Genomic DNA, 17,634 nt, shown 5'->3' on the forward strand with positions numbered 1-17,634 from the left:
ATAATCTAATCAATTCTAATACGTGGATCTACAGCCATCAAGATCAAATCTGAAAGTAATGTCCCTATCAACCCTAAGAATCCGTAGAACAACACAAGGACAAAAATGACACTGTAATCTCGCGTGTTGATTGACTGGAGGAATAAATATCCCATACCGCGGAAATTAAAGATCTGTTCGATAAAGATTGATCCGGTAAATAGACTTACAATCGTAAATCCAAATCCTGATGCGATTGGAAGTGATGCATTTCTGAAGATGTGTTTAGTATAGACCTTGGATATTGGCACACCTTTAGATCGTGCTGTCTTCACATAGTCTGATACTTTGGCATCAATTATTTCACTTCTTAGATACTGAATAATAGACGTGGTACCTAAAATCGCGGTTGTAATAGACGGAAGTATCAAGTGATATAATCGACTTGTCCAAACTTCCCAAGGGGTACTAGCATTGATGCTGACCGACCCTCTGGATGGGAACCAGTTAAGGTTGTACCCGAATATCCAGACCATCAGCAGGGCCAATACGAATATCGGAACGGCGAAACTGACAAAGTTATAGACCAGTACTGTTTTATCCAGTACAGACTCATTATATCTTCCAGCCAGTATTCCCAAAGGCAGACCGATAAGATACGTCAGAATAACTGATAACAAGGACAGCCTTACAGTATTTCCTAGTCTTGCACCTATTACAGCCACCACTGGCTGCTGATAGGTGAAACTTCGTCCGAAATCACCTTGAAGAGCATCTCCAACCCATCTGACATATCTGACAGGCAGAGGATCGTTTAATCCAAACGCTTCACGCTGAGCCTCAAGATGAGCCGGGTCCAAGTTAGGATCGACCAGTCCTCGGAATGGGTCTCCAGGCATGAAATCAGCAATAATAAAAATCAGGATACTTAAAATAATAATTTGAGGAATCATTAAAAGTATTCGTCTAAAAATCGTCTTCCACATGTCTAACGTTCCCCTCCTGTTTTCACTTTCTCATTTTGCAGAGAAGCATTAGGTGCTTCCGGCTGAAGAGCAACAAGGTGATCTTTTTTGAATTCCTGCAGATCATATACTCGCCCGTCAGGATCATAGTATTCTGTTTCCTGTGCATCGTACTCGGCTTCTACGCGCTGTCTTTCAACTTTATGAGCAGCTCTGGTAGTCGGATCCATATCTGGAATCGCTGACAGGAGACGTTTAGTGTAAATATGCTGCGGGTTGCTGTAGATTTCCTTTTTTGACCCTTGTTCAACGAAACGTCCTCTGTGCATGATCGCAATGTCGTCTGACATGTGCTGAACCACACCAAGGTCATGTGAAATGAAAAGGTAACTTAAGTTATACTCTTTCTGAATACGTCTCATAAAGTTAAGAACCTGAGCCTGGACGGAAAGGTCCAAAGCAGATGTAGGTTCATCAGCAATGATCAGTTTCGGATCACTGGCAACGGCACGGGCAACACCTATTCTCTGTCTCTGTCCACCGGAGAATTCATGAGGGTATTTGTACATAGCCTCTGCATTCATCCCAACGATCTCAAGTAGATCCACAACTCTACGCTTGATTTCATCTGGAGTATAATCAAAGTAATTACGCATAGGTTCTGCAATAACATCTAGAATACGCTTCTTCGGATTCATGGATGATGTTGCATCCTGGAAAATCATCTGAACGTCTTTGTTATACGCTGCATATTTTTCTTTGCGGCTTCTAGCTTTATTAGTTACATTCTGTCCCTCATACATGATCTGTCCTGAAGTCGCTTTCTCAAGACCAATGATCGTCTTTCCGATCGTCGTCTTTCCTGATCCTGATTCTCCAACCAGACCGTATGTCTTCCCGCCTTCAATCGTCAGGTTGACACCATCGACGGCTTTTACATAGCTCTGAATCGTGTTCAGCACGCCGCCTCGGATCGGATAATGTACTTTTAAATCTTTAACTTCAATAAATCCCATTATTATTTTTCCTCCCCTTCAAAGTGGAAATGCTTCCAGCATGTACATCTCACTTTGTGGTTTGGACTCACTTCATGCAGAACTGGATTTTCTTCATGTGCACTTTCAGGAATCCATGGAATACGCGGAGCAAAACGGCACCCTTTTCTTGGCAGTTTCTGAAGAGAAGGAACAGTTCCATGTATAACATGAAGCTCATCATCATCACTTTCCAGTTCATGAGGAATGGAGTTAAGTAAAGAACGTGTGTATGGGTGCTTGGGATTGGCAAACAGTTCTTCAACCGGTGCTTCTTCCACAATTTGTCCTGCATACATGACAGCTACTCTATCCGCTGTTTCTGCTACAACGCCCAGGTCGTGAGTGATCAGGATAATTCCTGAACCTGTTTCGTCCTGTATGTCATTCATCAGGTCAAGAATCTGAGCCTGAATGGTAACATCCAATGCGGTAGTCGGTTCATCTGCAATGATGATAGGCGGCTTGTTGGCCAGTGCGATCGCAATGACGACCCTCTGTCTCATTCCACCTGACAACTCATGCGGATAAGCTTTCATTATCTGTTCAGGGCGGGGGATCCCAACCTGGTTCAGCAGTTCAAGCACTCGGTCTTTACGCTGCTGTTCATTTAAATCAGAATGGTATTCAAGTGATTCTGATATTTGATTAAAAATAGTCATAAGTGGATTTAGAGACCCCAATGGATCCTGAAAAATCATACCTATGTCATTACCTCTAATTCGGTTATACAACTTTTCATTCAAGTCGAGAAGGTTTAAATCTTTATATAATACTTCTCCTTTAATTTGGGTGTTCTTATGATCGTGAAGTCCCATGATCGATGTAGCCAAAGTAGATTTCCCGCAGCCGGACTCACCGACTATTGCAAGTATCTCATTTTTCTTCAGCGTCAATGACACGCCATCTACAGCGTTGTGGTAAACATCTCCAAATCTGAATCCTGTTTCTAAGTTGTTAACCTCTAACAAACTTCGTTCGACGGCCACTACTTAACCTCCTATACTCTACTTCCCTGTAAGTCAGAGAAGATTATTAAACTTTCATTTGATTTTCATTAAAAGCTTAATAATATAAATCGAATTATACACCTGATTTATTATAACATCAATACTCTTTTTTTAATTTTATAACAATAAGTTAAATTTTCAAGCTTTTTTTCTAACTTTATTCTAATCAAACTCAAGGAGTCATATTTTGTTCAAAATAAACTATGCGTTACTCTTGATGTAATCGACTGCTTTTCCGACAGTTGTGATCTGTTCAGCGTCTTCATCTGATATTTCTTTACCAAATGTGTCTTCCATTTCCATGACCAGTTCCACTATATCCAGGGAGTCTGCTCCCAGATCATCTTTAAAAGTAGTGTCGCGTGTAATTTTTTCTTCATCTACACCTAAACGCTCAACAATAATGTTTTTAACTTTATCAAATACTTCCTGTTCACTCATTCTACTCTACTCCCTCACTGATAATTGATCAGATTCTATTATTTCTATTAATCTATTATTAAAATATCATTTGATTCATAAGGATAATTGTATAACATCCTCATTGTAATTTCCATATATTTAAAAAGAATTACAAAAAAACGTCATATATTACAGATGAGCCTGTACTTACTGATTTTCGAAATGCCTGATTAGATCTTCGAGGAGACTAGATTCGAGCATTTCTCTTATCTGTCTGATCGTATGATAAACGGGCTCTTCTGTTGCTGATCCATGCGTCTTTATAACCGGTGCTTTAAGACCAAACAGGACTGCTCCTCCATACTTGGAATAATCTAGCAGATCTTTCACTTCTTTAAGACTGTCTTTAAGCATCAGCCCGCCAAGTTTGGCTTTGATCCCGTTGTCCATGATCGCACCCTTAATGACGCTCATCAGAGAGATCGCGGTCCCTTCAATTGTTTTAAGCACCGCATTCCCTGTAAATCCATCAGTAACAACGACATCAGCAACTCCATCCAAAAGGTCTCTTGCTTCTACATTACCGATAAAATTGATTGCATCGTTCTCTTTTAATAAGGCATACGATGATTTGGACAGGTCATTTCCTTTGTTTTCTTCTGTTCCGTTATTCAGCAGCCCAACAGTCGGCTTAACTATGCCGTGGACATGCTTTGAGTAATAGGTCCCTAAAGTGGCATACTGATTGATATTCAGGGGTTTCGAATCTGCATTTGCCCCTACATCGATCATATTGAAAACTGCGCGTTTATCTGATAATGCAGGAAATGTCGCCAGAAGTCCGGGACGATCGATCCCTTTCATACGACCAATAATCAATGTTCCTGCAGCAAGAAGCGCGCCGGTGTTCCCTGCAGAGAACAAGGCATGGTTTTCACCATTTTTTACAGAGTAAGCAGCTTTGACCATCGATGATTCTTTTTTTCTTCGAATTGATCTGACTGGATCGTCATCACTTTTGACCACTTCTTCAGAGTGAACGATCTCGATGTTAGGAAGATCTTCGCTCAATTCATTTCTGATGGCTTCTTCCTTCCCATATAAGACAAGTGTCACGTCTGAAAATTCTCTGGCTGCCCTTAAACAACCTTTAACGATTTCTTTAGGGGCGTTATCTCCGCCCATAGCATCTACAGCAATTCTCACTTTAATTTCCTCCTGTTACTTTCTAATGTTAGTCAAGGATCGGCTGCTGATCGAGGATGATTCCTATCTCATTTCTGAGTCCAGCATACGCTTCTTCCTGATAAAACTGTTCTGAATTCAGTAGAAGTATAGCCTGCTTACGAGCGTCTTCTAAAATTACTGCATCTTCATTGATATCAGCAAGTTTGAATTCAGGCATCCCCGACTGCTTCAACCCGAACATATCTCCGGACCCACGCATTTCCAGATCCTTCTCACTGAGGACAAAGCCGTCACTCGTTTCGGTGACGATTTTCATTCGCTCTGCTCCTTTTTCTCCTTTGGGATCAGCGATCAGAACACAGTAAGATTCATCTGCTCCACGCCCTACTCTGCCTCTCAGCTGATGCAGCTGAGCCAGGCCGAACCGGTCTGCGTCGTGAATGACCATTAATGTAGCGTTCGGGACATTTACGCCTACTTCGATGACTGTTGTCGAGACGAGCACATTCAGTTCGTTTGCCTGAAATGCTGTCATAACTTCTTCTTTTTCTGAAGGTGTCATTTTACCATGAAGCAGCCCGACTGATGCCTGACTTCCTAGAGCTTCCTGGTAGGTGGCCTGCAGCGCAGTTACGTTTTCAAGATCCATGGTTTCCGACTCTTCAATCAGCGGGCTGATGACATAAACCTGGTGGCCTTTACTCAACTCTTTCTGTACAAATCCAATCAGTCTGTCAAAATGAGCCGGACGGATCCAGTAAGTGGATATCGGTTTCCTTCCCTTTGGCATTTCATCGATGATCGATACATCCATCTCTCCATATGCCGTAATCGATAACGTTCTAGGTATAGGGGTGGCCGTCATGAAGAGTACGTCGGGGTGATAGCCCTTTTCTCTCAAAGCTTTTCTCTGGTTCACTCCGAACCGATGCTGCTCATCAGTGATGACGAGAGCGAGAGACTTGTAATTGACCCCTTCCTGTATCAAAGCATGGGTTCCAACGACACAATCAATCGATCCATTTTCCAGACCTTCAAGGATGGCATCTCTTTCTTTCTTACGAGTAGATCCCGTCAGCAGAGCAACTGTAATGTCTATATCAAGGAACATCTCATCAAGAGACTCTTTGTGCTGAGCGGCAAGAATTTCAGTAGGTGCCATGAATGCCGTCTGCCTGCCATCTGTTTGGGCAGCTAATATCGCTGCAGCGGCTACCACTGTCTTTCCGCTCCCAACGTCCCCCTGCACCAGTCTGAACATCTGGCGGGAAGACAGAAGATCTTTACAGACTTCATTGACTACTCTTTTCTGAGCCTCCGTCAGTTCGTATGGCAGACTCCTGAAAAATGACTTCAGTCTATCAACATTATATTCGATACGATTACCAAACTGGCTGTTCTTCAGCTGTTTCTTGCGCCAGATCAGTTTCATCTGATAGTAAAAAAACTCTCTGAATACAACTGAGTACCGGGCCTTTTCAAGCTGCTCATCACTTTCCGGAAAATGCATATTGAATATCGTCTCTTTCATGCTCGACAGCTGATACTCTTCCAGTAGAGTCAGTGGTATATTATCCTCTATAAAAGGATGATAAATGTCCCATGCTTGTTTTATCAGTTTGAGAAAAGTAGACTGTCTGATTTTTTTCGTAGTATGGTAAATGGCCTCGGTATTCTGATTCTCATTTCCTGTAGAAAGGATTTTTATGCCGTTAAGCTGTTTTCTATTGATATCCCAGCGCCCGTATATCTTTAAAAGGTTACCGGCCTGTACCTGTTTCTGAAGGAAAGGCTGATTAAAGAAAGTCACGCTAACTATCACATGATCGCAGTTGATACGGAAAGTCAGTCGATTCTTTCTTCTCCCGAAGTGACTTAATACACCATCTGACAGTGCAATGCCTTCCAGCACCACTTTTTCGTTATCTTCAATTTCATCGATAGCTCTCACAGTCAGGTCTTCATAGCGAAAGGGATAATGGGTCAGAAGATCGTAAATGGTGTAAATCCCCAAATCGTTCAGAGCATCGACTCTTTTTTCTCCAACGCCTGAGAGTACTGATACCGGGTCTTGAATAGACTGATTCACAAACTCTCTCCTTTCTAAAAAAACAGGAATAGAGGAAACAACAGAATCACAAGTCGTTTCTCCTATTCCTCTTAATAATTATTCTACAGAAATCAGATACGGATAAACGGGCTGATCTCCAGCATGAATTTCAACTTCCAAATCAGGGAAGTGATCATTGATATACTCAGAGATTTTTTCAGCTTCTTCTTCAGTTCCATCTTCACCGATAAGCAGTGTGACGATCTCGCTGTCTTCATCAATCATCAGCTCTATTGTCTTTACCGCTACATCAAACATATCAGGTTCTGTTACTTTGATTTCTCCATCGATCAGACCCATGAAATCGTCCTTGCGGATCGCCAGGCCGTTGATTTCGGTGTCTCTAACTGCAAAAGTGATTTGACCGGATTTTACAAGATCCAGTTCTTCAGTCATTGTCTCTTTGTTTGTTTCCAGATCATGTGCCGGATTGTATCCCAGCATAGCTGTCAGCCCTTGCTGAATCGTACGTGTCTCAACGACAGCTGCACTTGCTTCGACGACTTGTGCAGCCTGCTCAGCAGCCATGAAGATATTCTTATTGTTAGGCAGAATAATGTAGTTGTCAGCCGGTACGCTTTCCATGGCTTTGACGATATCTTCAGTACTTGGATTCATCGTCTGTCCACCTTGAAGCACATAGTCAACACCCAGACTTTCAAACAGGACTTTAAGCCCTTCTCCAGGAGCTATAGCTACAACAGCAAAATCTTTTTTCTTAGTAGTCTGCGGAGTAGATTCGTCAGAATGAGACAGCTTAGAGTGCTGCTCACGCATATTATCGACTTTGATCTTCATCAGTGAGCCGAATTTCTGACCGTAGTTCATGACTTCGCCCGGTTTTTCGGTATGCACGTGCACTTTGATGACTTCTTCATCTGATACGACTAGAAGAGAATCTCCGAGTTTATCTAAGTAATTTCTGAACTCTTCGTAGTCAAATTCCTGCTCAACTGTTTCCCCTTCGCCGATACGAACCATAATTTCAGTACAGTATCCAAACGTGATGTCTTCAGTTGATACATGCTCATGCACGCCGCCTCTATGGTGTTCTGCACGAACCAGTTCATCCAGTTCATGTCCTTCTTCAACAAGCTCTTCTCCAGTCAGTGAAGAAAGAAAGCCTTCATAAATATAGACTAGACCTTGTCCGCCACTGTCAACCACGCCTACTTCTTTAAGAACCGGCAGAAGATCAGGAGTCTTTTTAAGTGATTTTTTAGCAGCAGTGAGGACAGTTTCCATTATCTCGATAACGTCGTCAGTTTCCTCAGCCTTTTTCGATCCGGCTTTTGCTGACTGTCTTGCAACTGTCAGTATTGTCCCTTCTACAGGTTTCATCACTGCGTTGTAGGCTGTGTCTACTCCACCTTGAAAAGCTGCAGCTAATTCCTGTGCATTGATTTCTTCTTTGCCTTCGATCGCTTTAGAGAAGCCTCTGAAAAGCTGGGAAAGAATAACACCGGAATTTCCACGGGCACCCATAAGCAGACCCTTGGCCAGTGCCTGGGCAGTGTCTCCCATGTTGTCACTGGTTGAATCTTTAACAGCATTCGTTCCGCTGGTAAATGATAAATTCATATTTGTCCCTGTATCACCATCCGGTACCGGGAATACATTCAATGAGTTGACATATTCAGTCTGTTCGTCCAGACGTTTTCTACCCAGGGCCACCATTTCTTTAAACTTTTTTGATTTTAAACTCTTAGCATCCACTTTTGCAATTTCCTCCTTTGTCACTTTTAGAACAGTGACTATGGCTTACATGTCATTTTGAACTCTTACGCCCTGAACATATACATTCACTGAACTGGCGACAATACCCAGGTCATGTTCCAGCTGGTATCTCACTAGCTCCTGAACATTTTTAGATACTTCAGTTATTTTCGTGCCGTAACTGACTACGATGTAGACATCTACAACAATACCCTGATCTTCCTGTCTGACCTCTACACCTCTTGAGTAGTTGTCTCTATTTAGGATTTCATTGATCCCATCTCTCACATGTTTACGGCTAGCCATACCTACGATTCCGAAAATCTCAGTAGCTGCTCCACCCACTACAGTCGATATGACATCATTTGACATTTCAATCGTTCCAAATTCATTGTTCAACTGAACACTCATCCTTTTTCCCCTTTCTCCTACTATATATACAGATTTTTTTTAAAGGTTTCTTTGATATTCAAACATATTTTAGCATATCGCACCCCGTAAAAAAAGGCAAGATAATCCGGACCTTGCCTCTGGGTATGTGATGAATAAACTGTTTATGTTATATCCTCCAGTATACACTGTTCCAGCCTACTTTTGTAGATAAAACTTAGTATTCATAACGACTTACAGAAAAAAATGTATACCGTCGGCTGTAAAGTAATAATCCTTGAACGATTACAAAAAAAGACTTGCTTCATTCACTGATATGTGATACTTTATATAAGTATGAGTTAGCTTTGTTTGTTAAAGCTATGCACGAAGGAGGAGAAAAAATGGCTAAAGAATGTTTTGTAACTGGACGTAAAGCTAGAAGCGGAAACAACCGCTCACACGCTAACAACAAATCAAAACGTCGCTTCGCTGCGAATTTACAAAAAGTTCGTATCATGGTTGATGGAAAACCTAAAAAATTATGGGTTTCTGCCCGCGCTTTAAAATCAGGAAAAGTTGAACGCGTATAATAATAAAATCATGGAGCCTGCAGATGTTAAGTAATTTAGCATATGCAGGTTTTTTTTGATATTTTATTTTTTTAAAATGGGTTACCTAAGACAATCAGCAAAACAACCCTACAGCCCAGGACAAACTAGTCATGGACAGTCGGGTTGTTTTAATGGAATAGCACTTAAAGGATCTCAGCAAACATAAATAAAGTTCAGTCTTCTGAAAAAAGATCAGATTTATTCTGTTTGATCTGATACTTATTTATCACTCCTATTAGTCTTGACTCTTCTTTTACTGATAAAGGAGCTAGTTTTACGCCGTACTTAATGTACCGGTTCTCCTCTCCGCTCTTGCGGATAATGCATCCCTCCAGTTCAAACCATTCTTCTTCCAGTTCAAATTTAAATGTATATGTCAGAAACTCGGTGACCTTGAATGTTTCTCTGCTCACAAAGGACAATCCGTTACCACTAATATTGCTGAGTGTTACTGTATACACTCTATCTTCCTTTGCCGGTAGGATCATCGTCGCTTCTTTGAACCCACTGATCCGGCAGCGGAAGAACTTCCTTCTATTACTAATCATCTGCATACCTCTATTCGCTATGTAAAAGCTTAATTTGTTATGGTATCAATTATTATATTTCTATATTAACATATCGGAGAGCGGTCTATACTAAAAATTTTAACTTTAGACATATCACCTGCTGTCTTCAGTATGGTGTTCAGACAACTATATTTTAATAAGGGATTGGATCTGTCACTATCATCCTTTCGCCACCTGATTCTTCTGACTAAAAAAACAATGAGGACTCTCGCCACTTTTGGAGAGGTCTCATTGCTTTTCGTTCAGTCAAAGTTTAGTCATCTGGATTTCTTATCATTCCTGAAATCATAATCTGATATAAATGTATTCAGTCTCTACTTTGAACAAAAGCTATTATACCCGACTTAAAGGACAGGTTTGCAGTTGCTGCCACGAACTCGTTACTGATCAGAGCTGCTGGGTAGTCATAATCTGCTCCATCGAGCTGATACTTGAACCCCTGACCAAGAGACAGGTGCTTGACCGGAGTCATCCCGATAACAGAGCAGTAAGTTTTATTCTGCTCTTTAACCACTTTGTGTACGCCGGGCTGATAATATTTTATGCTGTTAGTCTGATTGACAAACTCTATTTTTTCTTGGATGTTGTGGAATCTAGGCTGCAATGGAATCATAAGAATGCTCATCAGATGATCCAGACGCCCACCTGACCAGCCATAGACAATCACTTTTTCTGAGTCAAACTGCTTCATGGCATAGACCAGACTAAGCTCTGCATCCGTATCTTCTTTATCAGGATCTACTTCAATAAATGTCCCAACATGTTCTTTTATCTTCTGCTTTTCCATCTCTGAAATCGAATCGAAATCGCCAAGAGCCAGGTCAGGACTGTAGCCATTTTCAGTTAGGTAAAACGCCCCTCTGTCCACTCCGATGTAGTGATCCTGCTGTTTCTTTGGAGGCCAGGCTCTTTGCTCATCCGGGCTGCCCAGCATAATATGGATCGTACTCATCTACTTCACCGACTGTTTCAGATTGGTGATCTGCTGTCCAGCATCACTTGCACCATAGACGTATGAACCGGCTACCAATACTGTGGCGCCTGCTTCTATACAGACTTTTGCAGTCTCATCATTTATTCCACCGTCAACTTCTATTTCATAAGAGTACCCGTGCTCTTGTTTCAGAGCAGCCAGCTGCTCTATCTTACTGACCGTCTCTTTAATGAACGACTGCCCTCCAAATCCAGGATTGACTGTCATGACCAGGACGAGATCTGTCATGTGCAGACTATCAGCTATCATGGAGACGGGAGTGGCCGGATTGATTACCAGACCTGCTTTAACTTCAGCTGACCGGATCATCTGGAGAGCACGATGAAGATGGACCGTGCTTTCAGCGTGAATCGAAATAATATCTGCTCCTGACTCAGCAAAGTCATTGATATAATTTTCAGGGTTTTCTACCATCAGATGACAGTCAAGAGGCAATTGGGTGTGCGGTCGCACTGATTTGACTATCGGCACACCAAAGGACAGATTGGGTACAAAATGACCATCCATCGTATCAATATGGATCCAGTCTGCTCCCCCATCCTCGACCTTCTGAATCTCTTTCTTCAGTTCCGCAAAATCCGCACTAAGAATAGATGGCGCAATTTTAACCATTATTTTCCCCTCTTCTTTCCATAACGTGGTTTTCTGTTCTGTATCTCTTCGATAAGAGAGAGATAGTTGTTGTATCTAAATGATGCTATCACCTGTTCTTCTACAGCCTTCTTGACGGCACAATTTGGTTCATTCTGATGTATACATCCGCTGAACCGACAGTCTTTTCCTTTTTCCCAGATTTCCGGAAAACAGGCTGAAAGATCCTGTGCATCCAGCTCTTCAAACTGAATCGCACTGAAACCAGGCGTATCTGCAACCAGGCCTCCGAGTAAAGGCACAAGCTCAACGTGTCGTGTCGTATGCCTTCCTCTTCCAAGTGATTTGGAGGTTTCCCCAATCTTCAGTTTAAGTTCCGGGTTAAGACTGTTCAGCAGGGTTGACTTGCCAGCTCCGGACTGCCCCATGAACACTGCCAGCTTATCTTTGACAAGATCTCCAAATCTCTCCTGCAGTGTCACTGGACTCACCTGCTTATTTTGATCCGGTAATATCACTTTGTATCCGATAGAAGTATAAATATCGGCAAGATCCTCTGCAGCAGCGTATTCTTCATCTGTCGTCAGGTCTGTCTTGGTAATGTAGATGACCGGTCTGATATGATGCTGCTCAAGAGACACAAGATAACGGTCAAGAAGTGAAGTAGAAAAATCCGGGTCCTTGACCGACATGATGACAAAGCCCAGATCCACATTGGCAACGGATGGACGCGACAGTTCATTTTCTCTCGGCATTATTTCTTCCAGTGTTCCTTCTTTGTCTGTCTCGAATGTAAACTTCACTTTATCACCGACGAGAGGTGTTTCATTTCTATTTCTGAAAATCCCTCTTGGACGGGTCTGATACACATCTTTTTCAGGTGTCTGGATATAGTAGAAACCGCTGAGGGCTTTTATTATTCGTCCTTCGTGCAAGTACCTTCCTCCTTCTAGTCGTTCGGGCTTATCCCTGTTTCTTCTCTGATGACTTCCCCGTCTCTAACGATTCGGAAACTGGCTGTCTGCCCTTCTTCCACTACGAATGTAATGATTTGCGGAGTGTCCTCATAGATGTCAAAGGCTCGGTAGACATCGTCAAACGAGTGCTCAGCATCTTCGACATAAATCTCAATGGCATTGGGTGTCAGCCCTTCGTCTGATTCTCCGTTTTCATCATCTTCTTCATTTTCTTCATCTCCATCATTTTCTGCCTCTTCTTCTGTCTCACTTAGGTACTCAATGATGATACCTCTGTCAAACGTTACATATTCGGGTTCTTCAGGCCCAGTTGAGAAGACAACTGAGATTCTCGATCCCGGATATACCGTTGTTCCCGGTTCAGGAGACTGTCGGGCAACCTGTCCTTCAGGAATAGTATCGTGCGGTTCATTGGTAATAGTTACTGAAAGGTTCAGATCATCGGCATAGTCTTCTACTCCTACAGAAGAATATCCGACAAGACGCCTTAGAGTAAAGCCTTCCGGACCGCTGCTTACTTGAAGGGTGATCGTCGATTCACTTGGCACTACTTCTTCGCCGGCAGATATACTTTGGGAGACGACATTCCCTTCAGATATATCATTACTGAATACGTCTTCTCTTTCTACAGTGAAGCCCATATCTGTCAGTTCAGCCCTCGCATCCTCATATGAGACATTTTCATAATCTTCAAGGGTGATCATCTCTTCCCCCAGGCTGACAAACAGGTTAACTGAAGCAAATTCCCGGAGTACTGCATCAGGTGACGGATTTGTACGGATTATTCTACCTGCTTCCACATCAATGCTGTTCTGCTCAATGATATCTCCCACCTGCAAATTCAGTTCTTCCAGTTCTTCTTCGGCCTCCTCCAGAGTAAGGCCTGATAGATCCGGCACACTCACCTCTCTTGGTCGTGTCATACTGAAGACCAGAAGAGAGCCAATCAGCATCAAAAGAAGAAGAATGATGAAAAGCAAGCCTTTCCTCCGCCGTTTTCTCTTCTTCTCTTTATTAGGTTCGGGTGCAGCTCTATCCGGCTCTTCAACTGGTTTTTGCTCAGCTGAAGGTGCTTCAGTTTTATCCGGTCTGATTTTTACCGGTTCAATCATACGTGTTTCATCATCGTGTGTCGATACAGGCATAAATTTCATTTCTTCTGCCCGTGATTCTGACAATGATGTTTCAAGATCCTTCTTCATCTCTGAGACAGACCGGTAACGATCACCCGGTTCTTTAGCTGTGGCTTTTAGAACAACATTTTCGAGAGCCTGCGGAAGCGAAGAATCGTTTTCTTTTAATGAAGGCATGTCGTTCTGGAAATGCTTCAAGGCAATCGATACTGGAGACTCCCCATCGAATGGCACACGGGCAGAGAGCAGTTCGTAAAGAAGGATACCCAGTGAATAGATATCTGATTGCTTCGTTGCCATACTTCCTCTCGCTTGCTCGGGCGAAATATAGTGAACGGATCCCAGCAGCGAGTTAGTTTGAGTAATGGAATTTTCTGACAATGCTACTGCAATCCCAAAGTCCGTTATTTTTACTTTTTCACTATGATCGATAAGAATATTCTGCGGTTTAAGGTCTCTATGGATAATATTGTGATTATGTGCATATTCTACAGCAGCTAAAATCTGAGACATGATTTCGATTGTTTTTTTATAGGGAATCGGATGGTTCTGACGAATAAATTCCTTAAGATCGTATCCCTCCACGTATTCCATGACGATGTAAGGTGTATCATCTTCCCCTACATCGACCACATTGACTATATTCGGATGTATCAGCTCAGTTGTTGAAAGGGCCTCTCTCTTGAAGCGTCTGATACTGGCCTCATCATTATGAAAATTATAGGCCATCAGTTTAACGGCCACATTTCTTTCAAGGATAAGATCTTCTGCCAGGTAAACTTGTGCCATACCTCCGGATCCTATTTCTCTTATTATCTTATATCTGTTGCTAATTCTTTCTCCGGGAATCACTTACGCTCCCCTCCTAACATTCTGCGACTGTTCAGTCAGATCGATCAGACAGACGGTTATATTGTCTGTCGATCCATTTTTTAATGAAGCATCAATCAAGGCTTCAGCTTTGCTGCTTAAATTTAGTTCACTCTTTACGATGTTGTTCATCTCTTTCCTGTCGATCCCATTCGACAGCCCATCGGAGCAGAGCAGGATCAACTGTGTCTCTTCTTTATTCAGTTCAAAAAAGTCAATCATCACTTTGTCAAACACTCCTAGCGAGCGTGTGAGGGTGTGCCTCTGATGATGATTTTTCGCTTCTTCCTCAGTAATTTCACCGCTCAGGTGGAGTTCGTTTGCAAACGAATGATCGACTGTGATCAAACGCATATCATTGTCAGCATTCAGCTGGTATGCTCTGCTGTCCCCGACGTTTCCTATTACGATCGCTTCATTAATAAACGCTGCAGTAACAAGGGTGGTTCCCATTCCCTGAAGATCATTGTAAGTTCTGGCTACTCTGTAGATCCGCTGATTCTCTATATTGATCTGCCTGTCAAGCCATTCCTTAACATCTGCTGAAGTGGCAAAAGCTGTTTCCTGCCATCTGTGACCCAACTGCATGACAGCCATCTCGCTTGCAATATCTCCAGCCTTGTGTCCACCCATGCCGTCACATAAAATAGCCAGCAGCTGATCGGCCTGATTATAAAAGAGTTCGACAAAATCCTGATTAGTCGTTCTCATTCCAATATGTGTTTTCTTATAAGTATTCAGTTTGTATCACTCCATATTTTCCTATGTAAATCACCGACCATAAGTCTATGATCAGTGAACAGAATTAAACTGACTATGTCTTTCTCAAAGAAGCTATGAAAAAACCGTCCGTATGGTACCGATGCGGGTACAGATGAAGAAAGCCATTTTCAGATAGCTTGATGCTCGAGTTATTTCTATAAACCGGTTCGATTTCGTATGAAGGCTGTTCTGAGAGGAAAGCTTTTACCACGTCATCATTTTCTTTTCTGGTGATTGTGCAGGTACTGTAAACAAGTCGTCCACCTTTTTTCAGCAGCGGAGCGACAGAAGTCAGAATATCCAGCTGGACTTTCTGCAGAGCATTTATATCTGACAGTCTTTTCTGGTAGCGGATATCTGGTTTCCTTCTCATAAGACCTAAGCCTGAACACGGGGCATCAATAAGTATCTTGTCGAATGACTCGTGTTCAAATGTTTCAGCGGCTTTTCTCGCATCCATGGCATTCGTTATTATTATATCAGCAAATCCCAGTCGATCCGCATTTTCTCTTATTTTTCTTATTTTTTTCTCATGAAGATCAAGAGCGGTCACCTGTCCGCCTTTGGTTTTATCCAGATAAGTGGCGATGTGGGTGGTTTTCCCCCCTGGTGCTGCACAGGCGTCCAGAACCGCATCCCCAGCTTCAATTTGCAGTGCTTCAGCAACAAGCATGGAACTTTCGTCCTGAATCGTGATGACTCCATCCTTAAATAATGACGAGTGCACAGGCAGACCTCGCAGACAAATCAGTCCGTTTGCAGACACTTTGCTCTTTTCAGTTTCAAATCCTTCCAGTTCCAGCTGCCTCTGAACGTCTTCCACAGACTTGAGTGTCGTGTTGACCCTTAAACTTAAGCGGGCCTTGTCAGATAAGGAATCGAGTATTTGTTCTGTCTCTTCCATTCCAACTTCTTCTGATAGAAGCGTAACGATCCACTCAGGGTAACTGTACATAATGGACAATTTTTTTATCGGTTCACTGATGTCATCTGCTGAGCGTACGCCTTTTCGCTCAATAGCACGGAGTACGCCGTTGACAAACCCTGTGATCCCTCTGTTTCCTCTGACCTTAGCAATATTAACAGCTTCATTGACTATCGCATGCATAGGTATTTTATCGAGAAGTGTGATTTGGTATAAGGATACACGCAGCAGCTGCATGACCCATCCATCTATTTTCTTCTGTTTTCTGATAAATGGATCCAGTTGATAATCCAGCTTCAGCTTATTCTGAATGACACCATATACCAGCTCAGTCAGAAAACGTGTATCTTCTGGAGACAGCTGATTCTGTCTGAGGACATCGTTCAGTACAATATTACTGAATGCCTGACTGGCTTCAACCTTGTCTAAAATTTCAACAGCCAGGTAACGGCTGCTTTGCTTTATCTTCTGATTACTCAAATCGTTCCCCTTCTTCTAAGTGGTTGACTGCTCCGGACAGAAAGTCTTCTATCGTCATTTTAGGCTTACCGAATGGCTGAACTTCCTTAAGGGACAAGACAGTCTGTTCTCCGCACTGAATCTGCATGTCCTTATTTGTAAGTCTGACTATCGTTCCAGGCTCTTTATCAGATGATTGACTGACTGCCTCTGCCCGCCAGATCTTGAATCTCTGACCTTTCAGCAAGGTATATGCTCCGGGAAATGGATTCATTCCACGTACTTTAAAAGCGATGGTCTCTGCTCGCTTAGTCCAGTCGATTTTTTCTTCCTCTCTGGAAATCATCGGTGAATAGGTCACTTCAGACAAATCCTGACTTGCAGGTGTGTGAGTCCCGGAAAAGATATCCGGAAGGGTGTCCAGAAGGAGGTCTCTGCCGATCAAACTTAATTTACTGAAAAGCGTTCCAACAGTATCTTCCGGATCAATTCTCAGAGACCTTTGGGAAATGATGTCCCCTGCATCCATTTCCTTTTCCATGTACATGATGGTTACACCTGTTTCTCTATCCCCATTGATTAGTGCATAATGAATAGGCGCCGCACCTCTGTACTTTGGAAGCAGAGATGCGTGCACATTGACTGCCTTATACTTTGGCGCTTTAAGCATTTTCGTCGGCACATACTGTCCATAGGCAGCGGTAACGATGATATCCGGATCAAGCGCAAGCACCTGATTCATCTCTTCGGATCCTGATAGTTTTTCCGGTTGGAAAACAGCAATGCCATGTTCAACTGCTTTCTTTTTAACAGGTGGCGGGGTCATCACCTTTTTACGTCCCACTTTACGGTCCGGCTGAGTGACAACTCCAATCACCTCGTAATCTTCTTGCTGTATAAGTCCTTCCAGTATCGGTACTGAAAATTCAGGTGTTCCCATAAATACTATTTTATACATAGGATAAAC

17 protein-coding genes are annotated in these 17,634 nt (G+C 42.6%); 1 reads left to right on the plus strand and 16 read right to left on the minus strand.

Annotated features, from left to right (window positions below):
- Window positions 1-5: 5 nt before the first annotated feature.
- The 8 genes from ACYQ2O_RS00170 to ACYQ2O_RS00205 form a co-directional block, all read right to left on the minus strand.
- The gene (locus tag ACYQ2O_RS00170) at window positions 6-965 is read right to left on the minus strand and encodes an ABC transporter permease (RefSeq protein ID WP_346024690.1); all 960 of its coding nucleotides are present in this window, start codon (window positions 963-965) and stop codon (window positions 6-8) included.
- Between the two features lie 2 nt (window positions 966-967).
- Window positions 968-1,960: an ATP-binding cassette domain-containing protein gene (locus ACYQ2O_RS00175; RefSeq protein ID WP_346024689.1), complete on the minus strand. Its 993-nt coding sequence runs from the start codon at window positions 1,958-1,960 to the stop codon at window positions 968-970.
- 2 nt (window positions 1,961-1,962) lie between these two features.
- Window positions 1,963-2,967 (minus strand): ABC transporter ATP-binding protein, encoded by a 1,005-nt coding sequence (locus ACYQ2O_RS00180; protein ID WP_091478800.1) that lies wholly within the window; start codon window positions 2,965-2,967, stop codon window positions 1,963-1,965.
- A 222-nt stretch (window positions 2,968-3,189) separates the two neighbouring features.
- Window positions 3,190-3,429, minus strand: coding sequence for an acyl carrier protein (gene acpP / locus ACYQ2O_RS00185; RefSeq protein ID WP_346024688.1), 240 nt, complete (start codon window positions 3,427-3,429; stop codon window positions 3,190-3,192).
- A 168-nt stretch (window positions 3,430-3,597) separates the two neighbouring features.
- Window positions 3,598-4,596: a phosphate acyltransferase PlsX gene (plsX, locus tag ACYQ2O_RS00190; RefSeq protein ID WP_346024687.1), complete on the minus strand. Its 999-nt coding sequence runs from the start codon at window positions 4,594-4,596 to the stop codon at window positions 3,598-3,600.
- 28 nt (window positions 4,597-4,624) lie between these two features.
- The gene (gene recG, locus ACYQ2O_RS00195; protein WP_346024686.1) at window positions 4,625-6,667 is read right to left on the minus strand and encodes an ATP-dependent DNA helicase RecG; all 2,043 of its coding nucleotides are present in this window, start codon (window positions 6,665-6,667) and stop codon (window positions 4,625-4,627) included.
- Window positions 6,668-6,745: 78 nt separating this feature from the next.
- Window positions 6,746-8,404 carry a DAK2 domain-containing protein gene (locus tag ACYQ2O_RS00200; RefSeq protein WP_428830613.1) on the minus strand — a complete coding sequence of 553 codons (1,659 nt, stop codon included), beginning with the start codon at window positions 8,402-8,404 and terminating at the stop codon, window positions 6,746-6,748.
- A 45-nt stretch (window positions 8,405-8,449) separates the two neighbouring features.
- Window positions 8,450-8,815: an Asp23/Gls24 family envelope stress response protein gene (locus ACYQ2O_RS00205; RefSeq protein WP_346024685.1), complete on the minus strand. Its 366-nt coding sequence runs from the start codon at window positions 8,813-8,815 to the stop codon at window positions 8,450-8,452.
- 362 nt (window positions 8,816-9,177) lie between these two features.
- Between ACYQ2O_RS00205 and rpmB the strand changes: the two genes are divergently transcribed.
- Window positions 9,178-9,366 (plus strand): 50S ribosomal protein L28, encoded by a 189-nt coding sequence (gene rpmB / locus ACYQ2O_RS00210; RefSeq protein ID WP_346024684.1) that lies wholly within the window; start codon window positions 9,178-9,180, stop codon window positions 9,364-9,366.
- Window positions 9,367-9,560: 194 nt separating this feature from the next.
- Here rpmB and ACYQ2O_RS00215 read toward each other — a convergent pair whose 3' ends face one another.
- From ACYQ2O_RS00215 to fmt, 8 genes are all read right to left on the minus strand, one after another.
- The gene (locus ACYQ2O_RS00215; RefSeq protein ID WP_346024683.1) at window positions 9,561-9,935 is read right to left on the minus strand and encodes a PilZ domain-containing protein; all 375 of its coding nucleotides are present in this window, start codon (window positions 9,933-9,935) and stop codon (window positions 9,561-9,563) included.
- A 328-nt stretch (window positions 9,936-10,263) separates the two neighbouring features.
- Window positions 10,264-10,908, minus strand: coding sequence for a thiamine diphosphokinase (locus ACYQ2O_RS00220; RefSeq protein WP_346024682.1), 645 nt, complete (start codon window positions 10,906-10,908; stop codon window positions 10,264-10,266).
- Complete coding sequence (rpe, locus tag ACYQ2O_RS00225) at window positions 10,909-11,562, minus strand: ribulose-phosphate 3-epimerase (RefSeq protein WP_346024681.1); 654 nt, start codon at window positions 11,560-11,562, stop codon at window positions 10,909-10,911. It lies immediately after the preceding gene.
- Entirely contained in the window at window positions 11,562-12,476 is a 915-nt protein-coding gene (gene rsgA / locus ACYQ2O_RS00230; RefSeq protein WP_346024680.1) for a ribosome small subunit-dependent GTPase A, read from the minus strand. The genes rpe and rsgA overlap by 1 nt, the downstream gene beginning before the upstream one ends.
- A 14-nt stretch (window positions 12,477-12,490) precedes the next feature.
- Window positions 12,491-14,503: a Stk1 family PASTA domain-containing Ser/Thr kinase gene (pknB, locus tag ACYQ2O_RS00235; RefSeq protein ID WP_346024679.1), complete on the minus strand. Its 2,013-nt coding sequence runs from the start codon at window positions 14,501-14,503 to the stop codon at window positions 12,491-12,493.
- Window positions 14,504-15,232: a Stp1/IreP family PP2C-type Ser/Thr phosphatase gene (locus tag ACYQ2O_RS00240; RefSeq protein WP_346024678.1), complete on the minus strand. Its 729-nt coding sequence runs from the start codon at window positions 15,230-15,232 to the stop codon at window positions 14,504-14,506.
- 103 nt (window positions 15,233-15,335) lie between these two features.
- Window positions 15,336-16,688, minus strand: coding sequence for a 16S rRNA (cytosine(967)-C(5))-methyltransferase RsmB (gene rsmB / locus ACYQ2O_RS00245; protein ID WP_346024677.1), 1,353 nt, complete (start codon window positions 16,686-16,688; stop codon window positions 15,336-15,338).
- Window positions 16,681-17,625, minus strand: a complete 945-nt coding sequence (gene fmt / locus ACYQ2O_RS00250) for a methionyl-tRNA formyltransferase (protein ID WP_346024676.1) — start codon at window positions 17,623-17,625, stop codon at window positions 16,681-16,683. The genes rsmB and fmt overlap by 8 nt, the downstream gene beginning before the upstream one ends.
- Window positions 17,626-17,634 lie beyond the last annotated feature (9 nt).

This window comes from Alkalibacterium sp. m-11, from assembly GCF_054658155.1.